Below are 23,846 nucleotides of genomic sequence, written 5' to 3' on the forward strand. Positions count from 1 at the left end.
GACTAAGCTCCACCTCTAATTTGTTATTATATTCTAAATCCATACGGTTTCATTTTATCAATCAGTTTATTCATTGTTTGTTCAGTCAATCTATCTATATCTAGGTTTGCATTTTGTGATACGGTATCAATAGAAAGCAAGCTATCAATTTTAATCGTACCACCTTGTGGACTATTTACTTTAAAGTCAGGCATTGCCGAACGAATATTAGCAAACATATTTGGTATATTATTTTCTGGAACAAACAACTCACGTTTAAGAGCAATCACAGTTTGTTCATTAGGTTTATTGTTAGCTAATCTGTTGGCTAGTTCAGTTAATTTATTACCTTTACCACCAACAATTCCACCAACATGATACTTTTTGAGGTTCTTTAATGAATTGTATGATCCATCTTGGAAGCCGTATTGATTACGTAGTTTCTCATTTTCCTTATTTAAACGTGCCTTTTCTGCTGCTGACGCTGATTCCCATGCTTTTTTATTAGCTAAGTATTGTTGCCATGCATTATCTCTAGTAGTATTAGATGAGGAATTATTAGAGCTTGAATTTGAATCAATAATTGAACCAGTATTTAAGTCTAAATTCTGATTAGGAGTAGAGATATTACCTAAATTACCTTGCATCTGCGTAATTCTGTAAATTTTATTCTCTAATTCCTGCCAACTTATACCCAATTCATTGATTAAATCCTTATTCATACCCTTAAAGTCAGTTAAGAAAGTTGAAAGTTTTTCACTCATACCATCAACGCTACCGTTAATTATTTGAGCACGTAAATTAGCGTATTCTTGTTCATTGTTAATCAACTGATCATAATGATTAACGATATCTTTACGTTCTCTTTCTAATTGAGCTTTAGTAGCTTTAAACTTTTCTTCTTCCAATTTTTTCTTAGCTTCTAATTCTTTTTTGTATAACTCTAACTGATTATCTAATGCTTCTTTAGACGTATTATAATTATTGTCTTCAGTTTCTTTCTTTGCATCCTGCTGTGATTTATAAGCGTCTAGTTCATCTTGAAGGTTCTGCTCACGTAATTCATACTGTCTGTCATTTTGTTTATCAGCAATCTGTTCACGAATATTAGCTAATTCTTCTTCAAGCTTTTTGCGTTGTAATTTTGCCTCTCTAGAATCGTCCATTGATAGTTCATTAATTTTAGCAACTATACTAGCTTCTTCTTTTTGAAGTTTACCAATATCCTTATTGAAGTCTTCTTCGTCACGTTGCTTTCTCATCAATTCAAGTTGACGATTAATAGCGTCTTCGAAAGCTTTGGACTCTTCATCTAGCTTATCTAACTTGTCTTTATGAGCCTTATCTAGTGAATCCATTTGCTCTTTTATTGATTCTTCATAAGCTTTAGATTCTTCTTCAAGAGCATTTAATTTAGCGTCACGTAATTCCTCTAAGTCTTCAATTTGCTTGTCTTTTAACGCTAATTCATAATCACGTTGTTGACCGTAGGCATCTTTCATTGTGTTAATTAACTCATCGGCGATATCAGAATTAATTCTTACAATTTCAGACTGAAGTTCTAACCAAGTTGAAGATAATTCTTTTAGACGATTCTTTTTACGTTCAATTTCTCTAATTGATAATTTGTCTAATTGAATAGATTTACGTAATGCTTCAGCTTCGGCTTCATAAGCTTTTTGTTTTTCGTATAATGTAGTGACAATATTTTTCTGTTCCGCATTATACTCTTTTGAACCTTTTGCGTGTAACTCCATTAACTTGTTTGATTTAGTAATTGACTCATTTAGACTTTCAATTTTCTTATCAAATTCAGCAATTTTGCTATTTTCAATTTGTTCGTTTACACTTTTAATACTTTCTTCAACATCCCACCAAGAAAGAGATAATTCACTCAATTGAGTTGTTAATTCATCTTTGAAAGCAGGGGAGAGGTCAGTACGTTTAAGTTGCTCACGAATGAAGTTTGCTTCTTTATGTAATAAAGATTGTTTGTATTCTAAGTGTTTAGTTTCTTTTTCTAACTCATCACGGTAAGCTTGGGAATGTTCAAGTTGTTGGTCAGCAAGAATGTTCGATTTCTTAATCGAACGATCTACGCCTTCCGATAAATGATTATAATAAGCAATATTAGATTTTACTAATTTTTCATTTAAGTCTTCAATTATTTCTCTAGTATTTAGTGCATCATTTTGTACTCCGTAAAAATCTGATTTAGCTTGGTCGATAGCTTGCTGAGATGTATCAATACCGATTCCTGAACCACCATTAGTACCTTGAAATTGATTGAAGTATTGGTTAGCATAATCTTGACGTTTTCCAACTGCTGAACCACCAGAACGTTCAAATAGTCTATCAAATTCAGATGCATGTTGGGAAGCTGATAAGTCATTTCGCTGTAAGGAAGCTAAAGATTTCTTTTCTGAACCCTGCAACTCTTTCCATGCATAATCTAATTGAACCTGCAAATCAGACCAAGATTTACCTACCGATTTAGCGTAGTCTTGTAATCCGTTCTTGCGTCCACCTAACCATTGGAAGATACCTGAAGCACCACTAGATTTATTTACAGCACTAGAATTAAAGCCTGATTCTTGTTGGATATTACCCATGATTCCAGCAATTGCTTTATCGTTTAATCCTTTATTTTTAAAGTAATTCCAAACAACAGCTTGTTGACTACTTGAAGATGAGTAGGAGGCTGATACTTTTCCATTTCTAGCATCATTTAAATAGTTAGATGGATCGATAGGATTACCGTTTTTATTTATTTCGTAATGTAGATGATTACCTGTAGAATTACCAGTTGAGCCAATTGTACCAATCTGCATACCCGCTGTAATAGTGTCGCCAAGTTTAGCCATAGCTTTATCTAAATGAGCGTAGATATGTTTCATACCATTAGTATCTTGAATAACTACAACATTACCATATGTACCACTCATACCATTTTTCTTAGCATCACCACTAGCTACAACTTTACCACCAATGTTTGCATCTAATCTAGTACCTTTAGCCATAGCGATATCAATACCACGATGGAATTCATTTTTACCGTTTAATATTCGATTACCATAACCACTTGAAATTGTACCGTTCCAACCACTTAAATTTTGATTAGTAGTAGAGGAGGAGTTAGTTGATATCGAACCAGTTTGCTGAATTTTACCTGATGCAATTTGAGATTGTAGCGCTTTAGCTTGCTTCTCTTGTAAAGCTAATTTATCTTTTTCAAGTTTAATTTGTGCTTCAAGATGTTTACGGTATTCATTGGAATGTTCAGGGTATTTAGCTTGTAACTTTTGCTGTTTTTCAATTTCTAGTGTTAACGCTTCGAGTGCTTGTCTATATTTATCTGTTATGTATATTGATTCTTTAGTTGTGGAGTTGCCGTCTTTTTGTGAGTTAGTGGTATCTTTAGTAGCTTTACCTGAATTTTCTATTTCTACATTGAAAGAGTCGATAGTACCGACATTAGAGTTTAATGATGACTGTAAATTATCTAATTCAGATGTATAGTCACTAATTTTAGATTGAGTTTGACCTAAAATAGTACCAGAACGATAAGCTCCATAACCAGCAGTATAGCTATTAGGATCTTCATCCTTCATTTTCTTAACTTGCTCATTGTAGACTTCTTGCATTTTAGTTTGAAGAATATTTAATGCCTGAAGTTCCTTTTTGATGTTGTCAATTCGTGTCTTAGTAGCACTAGCTTGAGCAAGTGTCATTTGTTGTTCGGCAGTTAATTTACCGTCACGAGCATTTTTATAGCCTTCAAGAAGAACTTTATTCGCCTTGTTTTCAGCTTTAATAGCTTCTATTTTCTCAGAAGTCAAAGCAATTGCTTTTCCATCCTTACCGAGTAAATCTGGATACACACTAGCTAGTTCATTCATAATCACTAGTCGTTTATCTAGGGTATCTTTTACACGTTGTTCTTCAGCATTCAAATTTTCTTTTACAAAAATATCTTGAAGTTGTTGTTCTGTATATCCTGCTAATTGATCTGTAAGCCCTTGATAATAAAGTAATAAGTTATCCAAATCATCAACATACGCTTGTGATACACCTGCTAAAGATTCGGTGATATCTTTGAAATCCTTCATTTTTGAGGCAAGATTCTCTGTAGATTCTGCTGCTTCATCCAATTCACTGGAATATTCTGCTGAATTAGCTTTTAGTTGTTCAAGACTTACTCCTGTTCTATTAGACTCTTCAACTAATCTAACATGTTCATCAGAAACATCATTTAATTTCTTCTCTAATATGCTCATAACCGCAGAAATTTCTTTAGAACTCATTCCTCCAGATTTCAGTAATGCCGGTAGAGTAGAAAGGAATTCTTCGGTATTTTTCTTCGTTTTACCAAAAGATTCTTCAGATGAGTTTTCCAGATCGTTGAATACTTTAATTAATTCACTTGAAACGTCTGAGAATTGAACTCCAGAAAATAGATTTTCTAATCCATTTTTGACGTTTTCTAAATCTGATTCATTTACTGAATTTAATAATTGAAGTGTCATATTTTTAGCTGATTCTTTTACAGATTCATCTAAATTCTTATTGCTATCTATCATATCACTTATTGAATCAGAGTAAATTAACCGTAGTGCAGAAATACTTTTGTTTATATCGTTGACATAGGGTAATGTTTCTTGATAAGTCTCAGTTAAAGCATTGAGCATTTTAGTGTAATACGCTACAGCTTTATCGTCACCAGAATTACTTGCCTCTTTCAGTAAGATGTTAATTCTAGCAATTCCATCTTCAACATCTTTAAATGTTTGGAATACAGGTTTACCTTTATCTTTTCCGTCTGAAACTATAAATTCAATACGTTTTTCGGATGGTATATCATTAAGTTTAGCTGAAAGATCTTCAGTTTTAAGTGTGCTTGTTTTTAAAACATCTAAATAAGAATCAATTGCTTTTTGTGAATCTTTGATAGATGTTTCATATGTATCAATATTTTCGTCACGTTTTTCTCTTGCTTCAACTTCAGCTATTTTTTCTTGAATTTCGAGTTGTCTTTGTAACATTTCAACTCTTAGTTTAACAGCATCGGCAGAGCCTATAACTTTTTGACCATAAGTATCTTCGCTTTGAACAAGTGAGGGCATCATTTGTCCTAACTTATCAGCTACTTCAGCATGTTCTTGAAGAGTATCTTTAGAATTGTCTCCATTTTTTATAGCGTCATCTAATTTAATATAGCTATCAATTAATTCATCTACACTTTTTTTATTAGATTTATAAGAATCAAACATTTGCTTTGATTGCGATTCTAATTCTTCAGTTCGCTGTCTCGCTTCGCCCATTTTACCTATTATCTTTTCTAAGATAAATCCAACAGCAACAAATCCTGCTCCTATAATGGTAGAAGCAACAACTGATTTCCACGCAACGCCTAATCTTGTTGCACTAGCTGCTGTTGCGTCACTAGAAGTTTTAACAGCTAACAATCCTCCAGATAGGGATCGTGATTGAACTGTTGCACCAATAAAAGTTTTACCTACAGTTGTCATATCAATAGCTAAAGTTCTAGCTCTTGTACTCACCAACATTAAAGCAGTAGAACCTAATCCTAATGCTATAGGTAATGCTCCGATACCACTTACTAATTTAGTAGTGACTTCTAATAGTGAAGCCGATCCTTGAAGAAATGCTATCATGCCATCTGTGAGAAATGCTTCACCTATAGAAACTGCGAGCTTTTCGAATTCAACACGAGTCAAAGCAATGCGGGCTTCAAGAGATTTCATGTAGACTTCGTTTTCCTTCATGGCTGATCCTGCTGAATTTTTAGACGCTTCGTACATTGAACGATACATTGAATCAGCAGAACCTAAGTCATCTAATAACGCTTGCATACGAGAGATATGATATTTACCAGCTAATCCCTCTACCACAGCAATACGTTCAGTGTCAGAAATATTTTTAACTTTATTAGCAACTTCTGTATAAACTTCGATAACATCACGCATATTTCCAGAGTCGTCAGTCAATGAAATATTTAAAGATTGTAAAGCGTCTTGAGCAGGTTTTCCAACTAAACGAGGCAACACGTTTTTGACGAAGTTACCGACCTCATCACCTGATTGTTTAGTGCTAGCTGTCACAGTGCCGATTATAGAATTTAGCTGATGGAATTCTAATCCCATAGCCTTAGCTGTTGCTCCAGAGCGAGCTTGACCTCTAGCTAGTTTTTCAGTGGTTGTTGCATAGTTATTGGAAATATTATTCCAACTGTCAATTATTCCCATTGCTTCTGAAGCGTCCTTCTTCCACTGCACCAAAGAAGCCGTCATATACTCACTTGATGCTTGCGCTGTGATCTCACCTACATTAGCAGCGACAAGTCCAGCATCAGACAAAATACCTAGTTCATCACCTTTATAACCTTGTCTAGCGAATTCGATATATGCGTCCAATGCGCTACTAATTGACTGTCCAAAAGTCTCTGCCGATTGAGTTGCTCGGTCAAACATAGCAGCCATGTCCGTTCCATCACTTGTTACTTTTTGGATAGAAACTAACTTTGAGTCAATATCTACTAATATAGACGCAAATTCTTTTGCGACTCTGACAGTACCATAAAAAGCTGTACTAGCCGCCATCCACACAGGGAAACGTTCCATAGCCACCTTGAAATTATCCAGTACACCATTAGAACTTCTAGCAGCTTGAGTAGATTCCGCACTAAATAACTTAATTTTCTCACGTAATCTATCAATTTCAATTTGATTATTCTTTAAAGAAGTAGGGTTGATTATATTTAGTCTACTTAATTTTTCTATTTCTCTTCTTAATTCTTCTGCTTTTGATTTATCCATTGTACGAGGAAAGAGTTTTTCTGTACGTACAAGTTCAGTATTTAATCGTGAAAGGGAGTTTTTTTGTTTTTCAAAAGCATCAGTCATTCCTTCACTACTTTTAAATTTATTTGGAATCGACATAGCTTTAGTTAAATCTTGTTCTAATTTAGCAATCTTTTTCTGTAATGATTCAATTTCTTTATCTATTCCACCTAAAGAATTTCCTCTAGGAGCGTTTATTTGAACATCTAATTTTAAATCCTTTTTTATGTTTTCTATGTATTTATTTATATTATTTCTTGATGAAGAATCATTGATTCCCAAAGCAATCAATAATTCTATAGGATTTTTAGTAGCCATTCACATCCTCCTTATAATTTGTAAAATAAAAAGAAGAAGGTAAGCGAAATAAAATCACTCAACTTCTTCTTTTTATTTTATATGTATTTATTGATTTAAATAAAAAAGATTAGAGATAAGCAAATATCACTCATCTCTAATCTTTACTTCTAACATACTGAGTTCTAATGTATACTAACGTACTAATGTGTTCTAAGTTCTTAACAGTTCTAATGTTCTAAAATTGTCCTACACATCTATTATATGTAGTGCAAAGTTGTTTATGTCATTATAATAGCTGTTTTTTTAGTAAAAGTCAAACATTTTAAGATCATTTCTTTTTAATTAGTTGAGACACAGCTTTTACTTTGGAATGCTCTTTGTTAATTATCAATACTTTCACCAAATCACCATCTCTATGACCAGTTCTTCTGTCTATTAGTAAGATTCCGTTGTCTACACATCGATATAAGAAATCTATGGCGTCTTGATATAGATTTATGTCATTGAATCCTATATCTGTAGATTTAAGTATGTCGTTGGCAGTAGTTGTTAAATACAAGTAATCAAATTTTGTTGTTAAAAATCTCTTAATCACAGCTTTTTCTCCATCACTTAAAACGCTTGAAGTAAAATAACCGTCTTTAACACAGTCATCTTTCTCTTTCACATTAAGTACATCATCAATATAGAATACTTCTACGTTTCTATTAATTCTCAACTTACTGTAATATGAATTTTTCCATGAGTAAATTTTAACTTTCTTTCCAATACTCAATAAATAACGAACTAATCCAGAGTATACTGAGTCTCCACCAAACAATATAACTTCATCAATATCATCTTTTTGTTGAGATAACTTAGCCATTCCATTAACAATTAAATAACCATCAGCACAGCTCTCACCATCTTCACTTACATCTATGACCGAATAAAAGGAATTGGTAAAATATTGTTTATACAATTTATAATGATCCCAAAAAGCAAAAACTAGGATGTTTGAATTATTAAGTTTCTTATCAATACTTGCAAGTTCTATCAATTTATCTAATCCACTTTCAGTTATTTGTAACTCGTATTGTTTAATAGATGGGATATAGATATTTTCGAAATCTATAAGCATTAAAATATTTTTATCTTTAGTCACAATTAATATACTCCTTCATGTAAAATATACCGTTAATAAATAGAACACTGTACTCTTTACATATTCTATAAATAGTACAAATATCCTTTAAATTTTACATATTTCGAGAAAATATATTTTGCAACTTAATTTTTATAATAAAGACAGACAAAAATAACAAACTATTATATGTAAAAACCCCCTAGTTATATTAACTAGGAGGAAACCCTTAGGTTTTGGTTTTCGATGTAAGTATTGCGATTTCACGCCCTGAAGGCTGCATATGTGTATCTATCCAACAATCAGTTAGAGTAGGGGAAATGCGGTTCAACTCTCTTATTCTATTTTTCCGTACTGTTTTTCGTACTGTTCGAGATACATCCAACGAAAACCGATGGCAGTTCTTTGTTTTCCTTTGCAACATGCTGATATTGAATTTACACTCCCTTTAGATTTACATCCAATCTCAGAAGTAGCTTCCGTTATAGATGAATATACTTTTATTTCATCATTATCATTTAATCTAACAACTTTTGTGGATTTTCGTACTGTTTCTATTAAAGGCGGAATCTTAATATTTTTGACCATACACTTATCGTAGTCATTAGCATACATCCATCTATACCCTAGCGATGTTTTTAATTTTCCTTTGCAGCAAGCAGATATAGATGATACGTTAGCTCTATTATGCTTTTTCTTAATTTGTGTTATTGATTCATATCTATTAAGAAAATCGCCATCTACACTTAGTTGGACAACAGGTATATGTTTATGTTTCCCTAATAAGTTTTTTATTTTGTCATTATTAGGCGTGTAATCGGATAAACCTACAGAGTGACCTTGTTTCAAGTATTCTCTAACAGTGCATGTAGACAGTTTAAACTCTCTAGAAATTTCAGTCAATGAAACATCATTGTTTTTATAAAACTCGCACACTTCTACAATCAATGATTTTGCACTAACTGTACCTACGTAGTCCCAATCAATTTCTACAATATCTAAAATGTTAGCAATTTCATTATTTATTACATTATTTTTTATATAATTAAAGTCACTCTCATTAAATAGGTGATGGGAGTGGCATAACATTGCGTTTTCTTTTAAGGTTGACACTTTCTCCATATCCAAAACTTCACCAGTTTGAATATTTACATATGTATTTTCACACATACTTTAATTACCTCCTACAGTAATTTTATAGTTCCTAATTATATTAAATAGGGAAGTAAAGTTAGGATGCTTTACTTGTCAAGAAGGCTAGCTACTTCCTTCTCTATCCCTATAGTTAAATATTAACATAAATTAAATATATGTCAAACTATTTGTTATGTATTTACTTAATTAAGATCATTTGTACTTCTTATATGTATTTTCATTAAATTTATATGTCTTGTTATTTAATTCGAACGCAGCCTCGTTAAATGTATCTTTCTTAATTCCACGCTTATAGTAAATAGCAGAAGGTTTGAACTCTTCTTTTAAATATTCATTGATCATTCCAATTGCTTCATATGAATAATAAACGGCAACTCCTATGCTACCGCCATGTACAGTTGTTCTGACTACATTTACATATTCATCCTTATAGCCAACTTGCGTATTATAAATTCGTAAATGCTTCGCTACTGCGTCCACAAATCCGAAATGAGGTTTATTTTTGGTTGAATATAACGCCAAGCTACGTGCGATATTATCGTTAGTTTTATAGCCCTCGGTTACTGTTTCTTTATTGAATTCTGTCTCTAGATGAATTACTTTGTTATTAGTGAAAGAGGATTGTTCTTCGAGTTTCTTGACTCTCAACTCGCTTTCTTTCATTCCATCTAGAATACCTTGTAAGAACATTAAATTGCTCGAAAGTTGATTATTTTCAATAAACGCATTAGCTAATACGTCTTTGGCTTTTAATTGATAATCCACCAGTTTCGCCACTAAGAAAGGATTATCTTTTTTGCATTTTTGGAGTAATGGATATCTTAGCTAACCATAATGGAAGAAATTCTAATTCAATACACAAAACATCCTGTTTACCACTATTCGTAGGGAGGACGAAATTCCGTCCACCTTGTTTTAACACGATATCCTCTTGTATCTTCTTTCTTTCTGATTTGATTTGTCCTTCTGATAATCCAATACCTTGACAGACCCATTTCACTCCTACATAAATTTTTTCGTCCTTCTCACAAGCCATTAAAGTATCTCCATTAAAATCTACTTCTTTTACTACTAAATTATTCACAATATCTCTCCTTTGTTTTTATGTATTGTTGTAGATTAATTTCTCTACAATTTAATACTACCAAAGAAGAAAATACAATTCAAGTAATTTTATGTATTTATTTATATAAAATTTAAAAGCACCCTATGTAGGATGCGATTATAGTATTATTCACTGCCGACCATTGCAATATCAATTAGTTTCAATGTAATATCATATATAATTTCAGATTGAGCTTTTATGATACTAAAATCATGGTCATTTTCTTGATCTATATAGTATTCAATAGCTTGGAATCTAATGTCCTGATATTTCTTCAACTCACCCAACAAGTAAACAACATCTTCTTCACCTTTAGACGTAGGTACTATGTTAATCTCACTTAACTTATCATTAAGAGCAGAACCCTTATCTAATAACTCTTTCTTTTGGTAATCCTCTAATGTGGAATCTGATATATAGTTACTCACAAGTTCATTAAACTTTGTTAAATCTCCCACAAAATCATATAAAATTACATCAACTTCTGCACTTAAATCATTGTTAGGTAGCTCATCTTTTACTTCTTTATTAACAGGCACTTCTTCATTTACTTCGGCAACATTTTTCTTTGTTGTCTCAATTTTAGATTCTTCATTTATCTCAGTTTCAACAACTTCTTCCTTACCACAAGAAACTAATAATAGGGAAGTAAACAAGATTAGAAATAAAGAACGTTTCCTAAATTGCATAAATACACCTCCAAGAATACCATATTCTTGGATATATTTTAACATGATTATGTAATTAATGAAAGATTCTAGAAATTATCGTCTCTTGATTGTAAGAACTTCATTAAAATCTGTTATTTCTAAAGCTTCCATTACAGCAAATAAGTGTTCTCTGTTAATTTGATTTTTATTGTTTCTATATAAATCTGAAATTGTAGCTGCTCTTAATTCCACTCCAGTTTTTTCTATAATCAATTCCCTCAACTCTTTTTGAGAACTAATTCCCTTGGAACTAGCTGCCTTATCAATTGTCAATTTTATCAATATTCTACACCTCTAATGTATATAAAAATCTACTAAAAATCATTATATGCACAAGAGGAATGGATTTCAATTTATTACATATTTACGTATTTCTGTAATTATGTTATATTTTTGATACGAAATTATTTTGTTTAATGTAAAAAGAGGGTGTTTATATTCAACTTTAATCTTATAAAAGTAGTTCTGTTTTACTAAATTTCATAATTATTCCAAGCGAATATAAGGATACATATACATAAAATAGTGGGAATAATTACGAAATCCAAGATTAGTTTTCAATTATTGGTCTTCTGCAAAATCAATAAGCTCTCTAATGTCGTTTACTTTTAATGCGATTGCAATTTTTACTAGTGCAGTCTTAGGAATTCTCTCAGTTTTATTATTTACTAATTCAGATATTGTTCTAGAAGATAAACCTGTTAATTCAGCCAGTTCTTTTTGTTCCATACTTATTTTTTTCAAAAGCTCTTTTAATTTAATTTCAATATTCATCCCATACACCTCTTTAATTAACGTGATGAAAATCACTTTTAAAGTAAATTGAGTAATACAGAAATGATCTTAATAAATACTTTGTCATGAAGGGAATTATAAATGCGAAAATTCAAAGAGTTACCACTAATCTTCTTGATCTTTAAAATCTATTAATTTTCTTATGTCATCAATTTCTAATACTTCAGCTATACGAGCTAAATGTACTCTATTCATTGCAGTTTTTCCATTTGTACTAATTTCACTAATGGTTGCTCTTCTAATACCAGTCATTTCAGATAATTGCTCTTGGGTTAGATTATTCTCTTTCATTAGTTGTTTAAGTTTAACTTCTATAGTTTTCATAGTAACTAAACGCTCCATCCTAAAAGTACTTAACTTGATTATAACTTATTTACGAATTTCCGTACAGAAATGTATTGACATAATTTTTCAGTTCATGATACATTTTATTTGTACTTAAATACGTACAAGCGTACACAAATCTAACTCACAAATAAAGAAGGGGAGTATGAACATGAATACACTAATCACATCAATCAAGCTAATTGCAAAAGGGGACATCCCATCACAAGTCGAATTACTAGGACAACCAATTTACGAAAAGGGTAAATTAATATCATTCGAAACAATTTATCAAGAGTACAATTATGATGAAGATAACAGTCTAGATTACAACATAGAAAACTTCAACTTGTCTGTGAATAGTCTTCCAGATTGTACATACAAATTCACCAGTTATTTTAAATTTAATGTAATATCTAAAGGTGTCGTAGAATTCGATCTCTGTGTATTAATTGATAATGTATCTGATGATCAACTAAGCAGTATTGATACACTGGTGACATCATCTAATATCCAAATCAATAATTTCACCTTCAAGGATGATTGCTACTTATTTGATTCATTGATGTCAGTTATTGAAATTGCATGTGTAGAAATAATTGATACTTATTAATAATAGGGAAGGTGAGAGTTATTTTCTCACCTTTTATTATGTATTTATATTGGACATTAAGCTATGTATTGAAAATCTTGTTCAATCATTGGTAAAACATTATTTTGCTTTAAAATATCATAAAGGAATAGTCTACCTTTTTGTGTCCACTTGGTACTTACTCGTGTTTTATCTATATCGTATGTAAATGTTTCAGTTTTGGTATATCCTTTGTCATGATACTTAGAATATAAGAACCATACCTTTCCTTGTTTATACTGAATACCTAGATCATGTAATAATCGATTAAATTTATTAGCACTCATACCATAGTCTTTAGAAATTTCAGTAACAGATAGTGCAGAAGGTGATTTTAATACAATATCATAATAAGATACTTTAGGTTTCATTTCACCAATCTGTTGTTTGAAAGTAGAATTCTCAATTTGTAAACTCTCATTCTTTTCCACTTCAATTAGTAAAGCTTGCAATGCTTCTTTATAAGTCATAGGTAGTGCAGGCGATTTACTTTTTATAGCATTAGCCATTTCTTCAAATTTAGTAACATATGCAGCCGTAAATAAAACACCTTTTTCGCCAGTTAATTTATTTGCTACCATGTCACAACCTTTTTTAGTTAGTAGGTAACAAGGGAGGTCTTTGTTTTGACTAGATTTATAGGTACTCTCAATAAAGAAATCAGACAGTCCAAAATTGGACTTACCTAAAATTTCAATATATCCTCTAATGTCTCTCATTAAATGCTTATGTTCTTTCTCAACCATGTCTGCAACATCACGACTATCTGTTACCAATTTTCCTTCATGATTCATTACTTTTAATTCTTTTACCATTAAATCTCTCCTAATTGGTTAATTTATGTATTTATTATTATAAGTGATAAAATCAATTACTGATTTATCTCTATGTCTAAATACTAACACGAGGAGAGGATATTATCAAGTCAGTATTTATATATTTATTTAAATAATAACTGAAAGTAAAAAGAGACCTTACTAAAAAATAAGATCTCAGAAAACTTAATTATTCAATCCTAATACAATCAACCATCCATTATTGTTACCTGCAATACCTGAGTCCACATTTACCTTTTTAAAGGTTTTCCATTCATTACCTACTTCAAAAGCCACATCAATATATTTTACTTCACCAGTTACATGATATTCAGCAAATTTTTCATGCGCATCTTTTTCATTTTTATGAATATTAACGATTAACTTACCGTCTTCTTCAGTATAGATTCCTTTGGTATCAATTTCAAATGTATCTATATCCATTATAAGTACTCTGCCAAAATGTACTTGTTTACTCATAACATACACCTCCATTTTACTTAATTATAAATAAAAGGGTATTACTTGTCCTTAATACATTTCAGCTTATTTTAATAATATTCTTATTTGATTTAAATAACTCAAGTAATCCCCTAAGTCAAAGTAGGGGAGTAGTTCAGATATTTATGACATACTACCGAAAATATTATTCTTTTCTTCTGCATGATCTCGTAAATCGTAATGTGCAATTGTTGTAGACACATCATTATGATGAGCGACAAATTTAGATACTAACTCAAGCGGTACGCCTTGTTCTAATAAATATGTAACTGCTGAAGCTTTAAATAGGTGAGGATTAATACGTCTGTTTAAGATATGTGATAATACACTTTTACAAAAGTAATTAGCCCATCCTTCTTCTACTACTTTTATTTCATCACCGTATTTTTTTGTGAAAACATATTCATGATCATAGCCACGTTTTTCAATCCATAAACGAATGTATTTAAGGGCTTCGAAATTAATCATATAAGGCTCTATTTTTCCATCTTCTCCAGAACCCTTCAGGCGCACATTATGACTCATTATATATGTCATACCTTCTTCGATAGGATAGTTCAAGATTTCAGTTTTAAATTGAATGATTTCATTACGTCTAGCACCAGTATTGAATGCTGTAGCCAACCAAGCCATACCTAAATAATTTTCATCATCTTCTAACACTTTCATCATATCCAAGTATTCTTCTCTAGTAATTTTAACTTTTTCATAAACTGGACTTTTTGGAATAGATGGTAATCCACGAGTGAAGTTCCTGAAATTTTTATATGGATTTTCTTCATCGTCATCAAAATCATCCATAACTACGTTTTCAATATAATTACATAGGCTAGAAATAGCTGCTTTACGAGTACCTATCGCCGCTGGAGACATTTTTCTTTCTTCTCGTAAATATGTTAAAAATCTAATAACATCACGCTTTTTAATTTTGTAGATAGGTTTATTGTTTAATGAATTATAAATGAACCATCCAAATTGACGTAACATCGACTTATATTGTTTTTTAGTTTGAGGGGAATGTGATTGTGAAGCTATGTATTCATTAATTAAATCCACATATTCTTTATTCACCATGTTCCACATTTCATCTGTTACTTCTGGGAGATTCTTAGCTCTTTCACGTAACATATTCTTGTCAATATTTAACTCTTTCTTACTCAATCCAACATTCTCCTTTCATAGAGTGATTGAATATTACTTAACTTCAAATCCTAGTTTTCTATAAGAATCCTTAATCGCATTAATTAAATAACTAGGATTAGCTTCAATTCTAGCTATGGTTTCTTGTACAAATGGTCTAGCCTGTGACCACTTACCTTGCCTATACCAATTATCACTAATACCATCCTCGATCGTATCTGTAATAAACTGACCATGCATACTATCTACAGGTTGTTCGTAAATAGGAGTATAATGTGTTTGTCCCATTGTTAAGTTTTCAAATAGAACTCTGACTTTTCCATTCTTTACTTCAACTTTGGTAATCTTCATATTACGAACGTCAGATAAACCACCGTCATTACGTCTACGCTTGTATTCCACAGGTACGTATCTTCTATATACAACATCATATACAGCTTGCGACATTGTTTTGGCTAATACTGATTCAATTTTCTTATCGCTGAATACTTTATTAATAAGGTCTCCACGTAGAAGCTGTCGTTGCAAGTCATCTAAATTTGTTGCTTGTAGTTTGACCATAATTATTTGCCTAACGTATTCACAACTTGTAATTTATTTAATTCCTCATTTAGAGATTTCTTTTCTAATTCACCAATAAGTGTTTCGCCTAATTTTTCAATTTCATTTTTTCTATCCAGTACTTTATTTACTTCAGCAGGATCAAACATGTGATTTAAGAAAGTACGGTGTAATCCTACTTCTTCTAGCATTTCCATTGATGTATAATGAATATCGAAAGGCTTATTATCAACTTCTGGTTTAAAGGAAGTAAAATGTTTAATAATTAAAAATTGTAAATAACGTCCAATTTCCTCATCTGTATTCAGTTTATCTAATTTATTTTCTTGACAATATGTAATTGACTTGTACAATTCTTCAATTAATTCATTAATTTTAGTATCAGAAAATTTAGGATAGTAGTAAATAAATTCATCATTTTCTTTATCTAAATAAAACTTTTCTTTTTTCTCTAACTCTTTAACACGTTTCTTTACTTCAGATAACTTTAATTGTCCCACGATGAAACTCCTCCTTGTTCTCCTCGAATAATAAAAAAAAAGAGTAGGGAATTAACCCTACTCATGTTATGTATTTATTATGCCACTACAACTTCGATAACGTCTTTATTTGTACCGTCTGACACTTTAACGTTAGTTTCTCCTGCACCAATACCAGTAATTTCACCATTTACAAAAGTAGCAACAGCTTCGTCATCAGAAGAGAATGTTAGCTTAGAATTATCCATTAGAACATTACTATAACCACCACCACGAATACCGTATGTAATTACTTTTTGTTTTCCACCTACAGACAGCGTAACTTCTGAAACATCTGTTGCTAAAGCTGAAACCTGAATTGAAGTACCGTTTACAGGTTTCCATTTAATATAAGCATAGTTATCGTCTTCATCGACTAACGTCTTACCGTTCAATGTAAATTGAGAAACTCCATCGTGAGTAAGGTTTAATGATAACGCACCATCAAGCTTATAACGTGGAGCGATGATTTGTTGTTCATAAACCTTATCACCATCGGAATTAAAGATATCAGAAGTCAACACTAATTTATAAGATTTAGGGAAGTCATTTGCTGAAATTGTTAACTCATCAACTTGTGCGTTATATTGATACGCTACTTTTAATTCCTTATTTGCATAAGCAACATCTATAATATCTGAACCTGATGGAGCTTTAGTAACATGATTAGACGCTAATTCTACATACACATTACCAATTGGAGTTTGAGATAGAGTTCCTTTACCCGAAGCATCGAAACTAACTTTTTCTTCTGTAAAGTATTCGCTCATTTTATTTTTAATTTCTGAACCAGTTTGTAAAGCTAAGTATACAGGGGAGAAGTCAGCAGCCTCGATCTGGAATGATAAAACCTTTTGGTAATTATATACAAATTGTAGCTTAGAACCACGTCCAGCAAATAATTCATTTTCTTGCATAGTTTGTTCCATTGTAGAACTTAATAGAGCAGTACCTTTGACAGCTAATGTATCTTTTGATTCATCAATCAATAAAGCGTCTGCCACAGATACAGCAAATAGTTTTTCTGTCATAAAATTTTTACCTCTTTCTTATTTATGTATTTTATTTATTAACTAGACCATTCTTTTTACTTATTTGGTCTAATTGCTCTTTACTTAAAACTAAATCATCATCAGGATTCTTATCTTCAATTTGATCTAACCAATGTGGTATTTTTGTACCTTCTTTAAATGAAACCATTCCAGAATATTGAGCATTTTGTAGTACATCTGCTGATTTACTGAAAATTATTCTTTCTAACTCTTTTCTAAATTGATAGATAGTTAGGTTTCTAATTTCTTCATAAGATGTTTTTTGTTCACATTTATAAGCTACAATCTGTTGTTCTAAATCAGCCATTTTGCTATTTCTCTTAGCCAAATCATCTTTAGCTTTTTCTTTAGCCTTATCAAAATCGCTACCCAGAGAATCATCCTTTGTTTTAATCAAATTTTGAGAACCTATGATTTCACGAAGCTTTTCAAAATCTCTTTCTTTGATAAATCCATCATCATCAACTGAAATTACAAATTTATTTTTTTCGTCAATAAAGTAGTTGATATTTTCTGTTCTAGTTACTAATTTAAGAAGACTATCCAACTTGTCTAATAAGTGTTCGTTTTTTTCATCTCTTCCTAATTCAATTAAAAAAGCTAAGTAAGACATCTTTATAATTTTTGGATCACTCATCGAGTTTTTAGGAATAAGGAGACAAGTAGATGTTTCATAAAGCTTTAGAATATTCTCCATAGTAACAGGATAAATTGGAACTCCATTCACATATTTAGGATTGCCCCATACATTATCTAAATCAATATTCATCAGTTAAATCACCTCACTGCGATGAACTTGTTACATAAACCAATTTATAACCAATGAATCCATCAGGAGTATTGTTGATAGGTGAGGAGAAAGCTAGTCTAAATTTACCTATATCCGATATATTCTGCCTGTCTAAAATTTCATTCAACGTATTACAAATCCAAGTCATACGAAAATCCTTTATATCAATGTCAACATGAACATACACATCGAAATTGTATTTTTGATTAGCAACATATATATTGTCTTGTTGTCTACGTGCAGCAGAATTGTATGAGTCTTGTAATTCCCTAGTTCCTGTATAAAAACAAACCCTACATAGTTCAGACTTCAAATCTAAATCGTATTTTTTATCAGATGGCATTAACACCTTTTCGACAATATCATACTTGTTTGGTAATGAATTAATATCAGGTTTCTTTGTATCTAGAGGATTATCCAACGCATTTGCAGGTATGTAATGAAGTAAACGTAATAACTTTTCATGAGAAGATAACGTAATGAATAATTTTTTAAGACTACCTCTCAAATCCATTAATCATCACCAACACTTTCAACACGTTCTCCAGTAATTCTAAGAACGCCAACTTTATTGATTGATTTAGAAGGATCAATACGAATTATTCTGTATGTATCATTGAACAGTTTAAATTTTTCATTATACTTAATTGATGGAGCTTCAGTGTAGGGGATAGTAATCATTACTTGATTGTCTAGTAGGTTAATTGGATTATTAGTATCAGCAATAGAAGTTGAAGCATCATTCATCTTAGGAACACATGGAAGCATCTTAACTTCACCTTCGATAATATCGTACACTGGTCTACCTAAATCATCTTTGCCGATTTCAACTTTTTGATCAGCATATTTTACAGGAAACTCTGTACTACATAACCTTGCTTCAGCTTTTCGATAAATCCTATTATCTTCAGGTTTAGTTACTACTAACCAATATTCACCATTATGCTCAATTAAGTTTCCTCTTTCGATATCTTCAATATTCCCAATAATTTTAACTGCTTCACCATCAGCATCCCATTTTTGATTCATCAATATCTTTGCTGGTTTTTCATAGTTAATCATTACTTCATACGATGCATAACTATCTAAGGATTTATTAAGTAGCAATAATGCATCATGAGTAATTTTGTCGCCTGTATTAGTATTGTGATAATTACTATAATCCTTCATTTTCGTCACCTTCCTCAACATAGAGTAGGGAAGGTAGTCTTGCTATATCTGCACTAACTGTCAAAACGACATTTCTTATTTCAGCTAATTCATTGTCGCTAAGTAACTTTTTATTCAGGTGTGATTCAAGTAAGTAGAGTATTGCATTGTTTCTTTTACTCAATTTAGAGCAATAAGAATAAATACTTTCATCTTCAAATTCATTATTGATATAAGAGGATTTCACTTTAATATCACTCATAAAAAGTCCTCCATTGTATTAATAATTAGAGTATCAAGCTTCTTTTCTTGTTCTTGAACAGATGCTTTCAAAGAGTTTATCTGAGTGCCAAAGTTTCTTAATCCAACATCTGAAGCAAAAGGCTGCCATAATGATTCAAAATATGTACGCTGATTAACTAAGAATGTCAATCGGATAAAATTAGCAAGAATTAAAAGGTGATCTTCTGACAAATCGACACTAAAAGTTTCGATTTCAGTATCACATTGAATAGAAGTCCTCATTCTATTGTTAAAATACATAGTCGCATTTTTAATTGCTTCGTGAATTTTTTCATTTGTATTAGGTAAATCAATATCGGAAACTTTACAATTATTCAAGAAACATTTCCACACATCATCAAAAGTGGTATTCATTTATACCACCTCTTAATCAAATAGAATATCAGCGCTAACTCCCATCCATTCAGCTAGAGCGTCTAATTTACCTTTTGTTAGGTTATCTTTCATATCAGAAGCGACATCAATTACAAATTGTTTTTCAGAATCAACTGTAATTTTCTTTAGTTCGACTTTAAGTTTGTTAATATTGCCACCTAATAATTTCTCGATATCTTCCTTTGTATTCGTGTTGTTTTCATAAGTATCTACTTCAGCAATAGTGTCTTTTATTTCATTTACAATCACATCATCTTCTTGAATTACTAATTGTCCTTTATCAAAACATGAAGTGTTCATAGTCAGCCAATCAACTACTTCACGAGGAACAGCCTTGATATCCGGACGACCGTTTTTACTCCCACTCCATGTGTATTGTCTTTCTTGTCCATTTCCTGTGTACTTAACAAAATATGATGTATTGCGATAACGTGCTAATTTAACAGTCTCATTCATTTTTATTTCTTCCTCCTATAATCCTTAAAATAAAAGGTGACTACAAATTAAGCAGTCACCTTACATGTTTATGTATTAATTTAAAGTAATGCTATCATCTTCAATTACAGCGATTGCTTCACCGTATACAAGATTAATTGCTACATCTTGAGTAATTTTAACTTTAATACGTTCATCTTCAATATCCTGTTCAGTCATTTGACGTAAACCACCATATTCTACGATAGAGAACGGTTTTTGAGTAACACTACCTGCGAACATGTAACCTTTATTTACAGGTAATTCAACTTTAGAGTTTGTTTCATCAGTAAATGGATTTACAAGGTTTACAGCGGTTGTACGTTGAATAGTCGTAGGGTTAAGAGAAGTAAGTAATTCCTCTTTAACACCTTCTGTAAGTAATTCTTTTACAACAGAGTCACTAGCTTGCTGGAACGCAAAATGATCGATGAGTAATGAATCTGCAACAAATACAGGGCGACCACCATATCGTTGAAGTACAGATGCTGCCTTATTATATTGCGCTAAAGTTAAATTAGTACCAGTAACTACGTTTGCTGCTGGAATTTTACCAGAAGTGATGGCAGATGCAGTTAACTCATTAATTTTGTCAAGGAATAATTTAACCTTTGCATTTGCAACGTCATTTACTAATTTACGGAAATATTCTTCAGACTCTTTCACTAAATCAAGAGGTTCATAATAAAAACCAGTAGAAAGATGAGCAGGTACTGCAATAATTGATTTGCGACCTTCTACACGTACTAAGTCTACTCCTGAACCAGTTGCAGACCATACTACTTTAGCTTTATTCTTTTGCGGAATTCGTAACTCAACTAAATCACCACGTTGTCGAGTTTGAGTATTTGCAAATAGCGATAGTAAATCAGATACCATTGGCTTTGCAATTTGATCTGCTGTCTCAACGACTAATTGATTGAATTGGTGTAACATCGTTGGATCTGGATTAGCGCCACCGTCACCAAATACTTTTGTGATATAAGCTTTGATATCAGTTGAATCTGTTTCTTCCATTTTATTGTTAATTACACGATTAAATAAACCTTTTAATTTTGTATTGTCTAGTGCCATTATTTTAAACTCCTTTAATGTATAATATGTATTTTTTGTATTAAGCCTTAATTACTTCAAAGCGAATCATTGGTTTCCCAAGAGTATATTGCATGTCTTCTTCATTATTCACAACTAAGAATTGAGCAGAAGCAGAAGCGTAATCAGCATGTGTCGAAGTTACATCAGAAACAATGAACTTTTTAGTAGCTACATCAAAATGAGCAACTTGTCCATTTTTAATTTCGCTAACTCCTGTGTTTTTAGTAAATGCAGAAGTTTCGAATCGAGTATAACCTTCCTCTAAAATTACACATCGAACACGTTCACCGACTGCGTTGTAGAATTTTGTGATTTCTTCTCCAAGATAACGTGTTTCTGGTGAAGCTACTAATACAGCTTTTTTATCATTTGCAGATAATTGTTTTACTGTACGTTCTCCTTCTGCATTAAAGCCTAATTCGCCCAACGTAAAATTATCAATGTCTGCTCCTTCAACAATAGCTCCATTTGCTACTGTTTTTACTTTTAGACTGTTCAAATTACCCACCGAGTGAGTTCCTGTTTGCTGTAACGCTTTTAAGATATCGCTTGCCATTTTAAATTTCCTCCAATTATTATGTATTTTTTATAGTGAATATCTGCTATCAAAATCATCACTAGACGGAATTAGATTTTCACGTTTACTAGAAACTTCTCTGATTGCAGGTTTTTCCGAATTTGTTTCTTTGTTCAATACAACCATATCAACTAACATTGAATTTAATTGAAGGGTTGCTTTAGAACCTTCTTCATTTTCATAAACTGTCTTATTAATTAATTCTTGTACTTCTTCTGATTCGAATTTTTCTTTAGCGTTCAATGCTTCAAATTTACCACTATAAAACTCCTTCTTCTCATTTAAAACCTTTTCTAATTCTTGTTGTTCGAATTGTTCTTTGAATGGTGTAAGATGTTCTACTTTTGAATTTAGTTGAACGATTGTTTCAGATGCAGTATTGAATTTTTCTTCGATAGTTTTCTTATCTGTAGAAATAGTATTCAATTGTTTTTCTAATTCAGTTACTTTTGATTCTTTTTCATTTAATTGAGTAGATAATTCTTTCACCTCATTTTGAATTGATTCGAATTGACTTACTTCAACCCAATCACGTTTAATAGTAACCTCTACTTTTGAATCACCGTCAATAGTAATCGTGTCGTTTTCACCTTTAGAATAATTAAATTTAAAATATTTATCATATTCTAAATTATCATCCTCATCATATTTATATATATTAACTACAAAATATGTCTCATACACATCTGAAATATAAGAGTATTCTTTTTTATCTAAGAATGATTCAAGTTGCGTATAAAGTAGGGAACGAACATCATTATGTGATAATTCGTACACTTTCTTAAAGAATTCCATATTTTCTTTTTCCTCCTCTTCTTTCTGATTAATTGCTTGTGCAATTAATTTATTAAATTTGCTTATCTCATTAAAACTCAACAATTTTGATGATTCATAAGCAGGCAATACTATATCTTGATTCCCTCGATTTTCACTTGCTAAAATAGCATGTCCTTCAAAATAAATAGGGGAATAGTGATATTCAATTCCATTTTGAAACGAGTAGTTTGAATACAAATATTCACAACTTGTATTGATTTTAATACCACTTTCGTACCATTCTAATAACAAATCACAAGCATCTGGGAATCTTGTTCTCCAAAGTACAGCATCACAAGCCATAACGTCTCTTTGTTTACCATCGATATTTATAGATATCTTATAACCTTCAGTTGTAAATACTCCGATCGGTACTGTATTAGATTTAACTATTTGATTTCCATATCTATCTTCGCCTATATATTGATTATGACCTTCAAAGTTATCTGTTTTTGTATTTGCTTCTTCAACATCTTTATATGCAGCTACTATAGGTTTGTTTAAAAGAGATTTACCACCTTCAAGCACTACATCTTCCTCAACCACAACATTATTTCCTGACTTTTCAAAATCCATTATAATAAAAGTACAAGGAAGAATAGTTGGGTCATCACTTTGTTTTATTTCGTTTAATACCAAATTCAATTTGTGTTTTTTGCTCAATTTCATTATCACCTCCTTTAATCTCTAGTGAAAAA

Annotated in this window: 25 protein-coding genes; 1 reads left to right on the forward strand and 24 read right to left on the reverse strand. The window is 31.4% G+C overall.

What is annotated here, in order from left to right; translation table 11 throughout:
* Positions 1 to 26: 26 nt before the first annotated feature.
* From NYE73_RS06985 to NYE73_RS07025, 9 genes are all read right to left on the reverse strand, one after another.
* On the reverse strand, positions 27 to 7,157 hold the full coding sequence (locus NYE73_RS06985) for a phage tail tape measure protein (protein WP_340815237.1): 7,131 nt from the start codon (positions 7,155 to 7,157) through the stop codon (positions 27 to 29).
* A gap of 310 nt (positions 7,158 to 7,467) precedes the next feature.
* Positions 7,468 to 8,283 carry a hypothetical protein gene (locus NYE73_RS06990; RefSeq protein ID WP_340815238.1) on the reverse strand — a complete coding sequence of 272 codons (816 nt, stop codon included), beginning with the start codon at positions 8,281 to 8,283 and terminating at the stop codon, positions 7,468 to 7,470.
* A 315-nt stretch (positions 8,284 to 8,598) separates the two neighbouring features.
* On the reverse strand, positions 8,599 to 9,432 hold the full coding sequence (locus tag NYE73_RS06995; protein ID WP_340815239.1) for a hypothetical protein: 834 nt from the start codon (positions 9,430 to 9,432) through the stop codon (positions 8,599 to 8,601).
* A gap of 177 nt (positions 9,433 to 9,609) precedes the next feature.
* On the reverse strand, positions 9,610 to 10,182 hold the full coding sequence (locus NYE73_RS07000) for a hypothetical protein (protein ID WP_340815240.1): 573 nt from the start codon (positions 10,180 to 10,182) through the stop codon (positions 9,610 to 9,612).
* 22 nt (positions 10,183 to 10,204) lie between these two features.
* Positions 10,205 to 10,501, reverse strand: a complete 297-nt coding sequence (locus tag NYE73_RS07005; RefSeq protein ID WP_340815241.1) for a phage antirepressor N-terminal domain-containing protein — start codon at positions 10,499 to 10,501, stop codon at positions 10,205 to 10,207.
* A 146-nt stretch (positions 10,502 to 10,647) separates the two neighbouring features.
* Positions 10,648 to 11,256 (reverse strand): hypothetical protein, encoded by a 609-nt coding sequence (locus tag NYE73_RS07010; RefSeq protein WP_340815243.1) that lies wholly within the window; start codon positions 11,254 to 11,256, stop codon positions 10,648 to 10,650.
* Between the two features lie 30 nt (positions 11,257 to 11,286).
* Positions 11,287 to 11,505, reverse strand: coding sequence for a helix-turn-helix domain-containing protein (locus tag NYE73_RS07015; RefSeq protein WP_340815244.1), 219 nt, complete (start codon positions 11,503 to 11,505; stop codon positions 11,287 to 11,289).
* Between the two features lie 288 nt (positions 11,506 to 11,793).
* The gene (locus NYE73_RS07020; protein WP_340815245.1) at positions 11,794 to 12,006 is read right to left on the reverse strand and encodes a helix-turn-helix domain-containing protein; all 213 of its coding nucleotides are present in this window, start codon (positions 12,004 to 12,006) and stop codon (positions 11,794 to 11,796) included.
* A gap of 126 nt (positions 12,007 to 12,132) precedes the next feature.
* Positions 12,133 to 12,369: a helix-turn-helix domain-containing protein gene (locus NYE73_RS07025; RefSeq protein ID WP_340815246.1), complete on the reverse strand. Its 237-nt coding sequence runs from the start codon at positions 12,367 to 12,369 to the stop codon at positions 12,133 to 12,135.
* A gap of 154 nt (positions 12,370 to 12,523) precedes the next feature.
* Between NYE73_RS07025 and NYE73_RS07030 the strand changes: the two genes are divergently transcribed.
* Entirely contained in the window at positions 12,524 to 12,964 is a 441-nt protein-coding gene (locus NYE73_RS07030; protein ID WP_340815248.1) for a hypothetical protein, read from the forward strand.
* Between the two features lie 56 nt (positions 12,965 to 13,020).
* Here the strand turns inward: NYE73_RS07030 and NYE73_RS07035 are convergent, their stop codons facing one another.
* The 15 genes from NYE73_RS07035 to NYE73_RS07105 all read right to left on the reverse strand — a co-directional run bounded on the left by NYE73_RS07035 (position 13,021) and on the right by NYE73_RS07105 (position 23,820).
* Entirely contained in the window at positions 13,021 to 13,797 is a 777-nt protein-coding gene (locus tag NYE73_RS07035) for a phage regulatory protein/antirepressor Ant (RefSeq protein WP_340815250.1), read from the reverse strand.
* A gap of 186 nt (positions 13,798 to 13,983) precedes the next feature.
* Entirely contained in the window at positions 13,984 to 14,277 is a 294-nt protein-coding gene (locus NYE73_RS07040; RefSeq protein WP_340815251.1) for a hypothetical protein, read from the reverse strand.
* Between the two features lie 144 nt (positions 14,278 to 14,421).
* Positions 14,422 to 15,426, reverse strand: a complete 1,005-nt coding sequence (locus tag NYE73_RS07045; protein WP_340815778.1) for a tyrosine-type recombinase/integrase — start codon at positions 15,424 to 15,426, stop codon at positions 14,422 to 14,424.
* A 66-nt stretch (positions 15,427 to 15,492) separates the two neighbouring features.
* A complete protein-coding gene (locus NYE73_RS07050; RefSeq protein ID WP_340815252.1) occupies positions 15,493 to 15,999 on the reverse strand; it encodes a hypothetical protein in 507 nt (168 codons plus the stop codon).
* Positions 16,000 to 16,001: 2 nt separating this feature from the next.
* On the reverse strand, positions 16,002 to 16,499 hold the full coding sequence (locus NYE73_RS07055) for a hypothetical protein (RefSeq protein ID WP_340815253.1): 498 nt from the start codon (positions 16,497 to 16,499) through the stop codon (positions 16,002 to 16,004).
* Positions 16,500 to 16,576: 77 nt separating this feature from the next.
* Entirely contained in the window at positions 16,577 to 17,548 is a 972-nt protein-coding gene (locus NYE73_RS07060) for a hypothetical protein (RefSeq protein ID WP_340815254.1), read from the reverse strand.
* A gap of 31 nt (positions 17,549 to 17,579) precedes the next feature.
* On the reverse strand, positions 17,580 to 18,338 hold the full coding sequence (locus NYE73_RS07065) for a hypothetical protein (protein WP_340815255.1): 759 nt from the start codon (positions 18,336 to 18,338) through the stop codon (positions 17,580 to 17,582).
* 13 nt (positions 18,339 to 18,351) lie between these two features.
* Positions 18,352 to 18,873 carry a hypothetical protein gene (locus NYE73_RS07070; protein WP_340815256.1) on the reverse strand — a complete coding sequence of 174 codons (522 nt, stop codon included), beginning with the start codon at positions 18,871 to 18,873 and terminating at the stop codon, positions 18,352 to 18,354.
* Positions 18,873 to 19,529, reverse strand: coding sequence for a hypothetical protein (locus NYE73_RS07075; protein ID WP_340815257.1), 657 nt, complete (start codon positions 19,527 to 19,529; stop codon positions 18,873 to 18,875). Before NYE73_RS07075 ends, NYE73_RS07070 begins: the two co-directional genes overlap by 1 nt.
* Entirely contained in the window at positions 19,516 to 19,770 is a 255-nt protein-coding gene (locus NYE73_RS07080) for a hypothetical protein (RefSeq protein WP_340815258.1), read from the reverse strand. Before NYE73_RS07080 ends, NYE73_RS07075 begins: the two co-directional genes overlap by 14 nt.
* A complete protein-coding gene (locus NYE73_RS07085) occupies positions 19,767 to 20,165 on the reverse strand; it encodes a hypothetical protein (RefSeq protein ID WP_340815259.1) in 399 nt (132 codons plus the stop codon). Before NYE73_RS07085 ends, NYE73_RS07080 begins: the two co-directional genes overlap by 4 nt.
* A 12-nt stretch (positions 20,166 to 20,177) precedes the next feature.
* Positions 20,178 to 20,642, reverse strand: a complete 465-nt coding sequence (locus tag NYE73_RS07090) for a hypothetical protein (protein ID WP_340815260.1) — start codon at positions 20,640 to 20,642, stop codon at positions 20,178 to 20,180.
* Positions 20,643 to 20,717: 75 nt separating this feature from the next.
* Entirely contained in the window at positions 20,718 to 21,734 is a 1,017-nt protein-coding gene (locus NYE73_RS07095) for a hypothetical protein (RefSeq protein WP_340815261.1), read from the reverse strand.
* 40 nt (positions 21,735 to 21,774) lie between these two features.
* Positions 21,775 to 22,311, reverse strand: coding sequence for a hypothetical protein (locus tag NYE73_RS07100; RefSeq protein ID WP_340815262.1), 537 nt, complete (start codon positions 22,309 to 22,311; stop codon positions 21,775 to 21,777).
* Between the two features lie 30 nt (positions 22,312 to 22,341).
* Positions 22,342 to 23,820, reverse strand: a complete 1,479-nt coding sequence (locus NYE73_RS07105; protein ID WP_445668868.1) for a hypothetical protein — start codon at positions 23,818 to 23,820, stop codon at positions 22,342 to 22,344.
* Positions 23,821 to 23,846: the final 26 nt, after the last annotated feature.

It is taken from the genome of Lysinibacillus sp. FSL K6-0102, from assembly GCF_038003545.1.
Taxonomy (GTDB): domain Bacteria; phylum Bacillota; class Bacilli; order Bacillales_A; family Planococcaceae; genus Lysinibacillus; species Lysinibacillus capsici.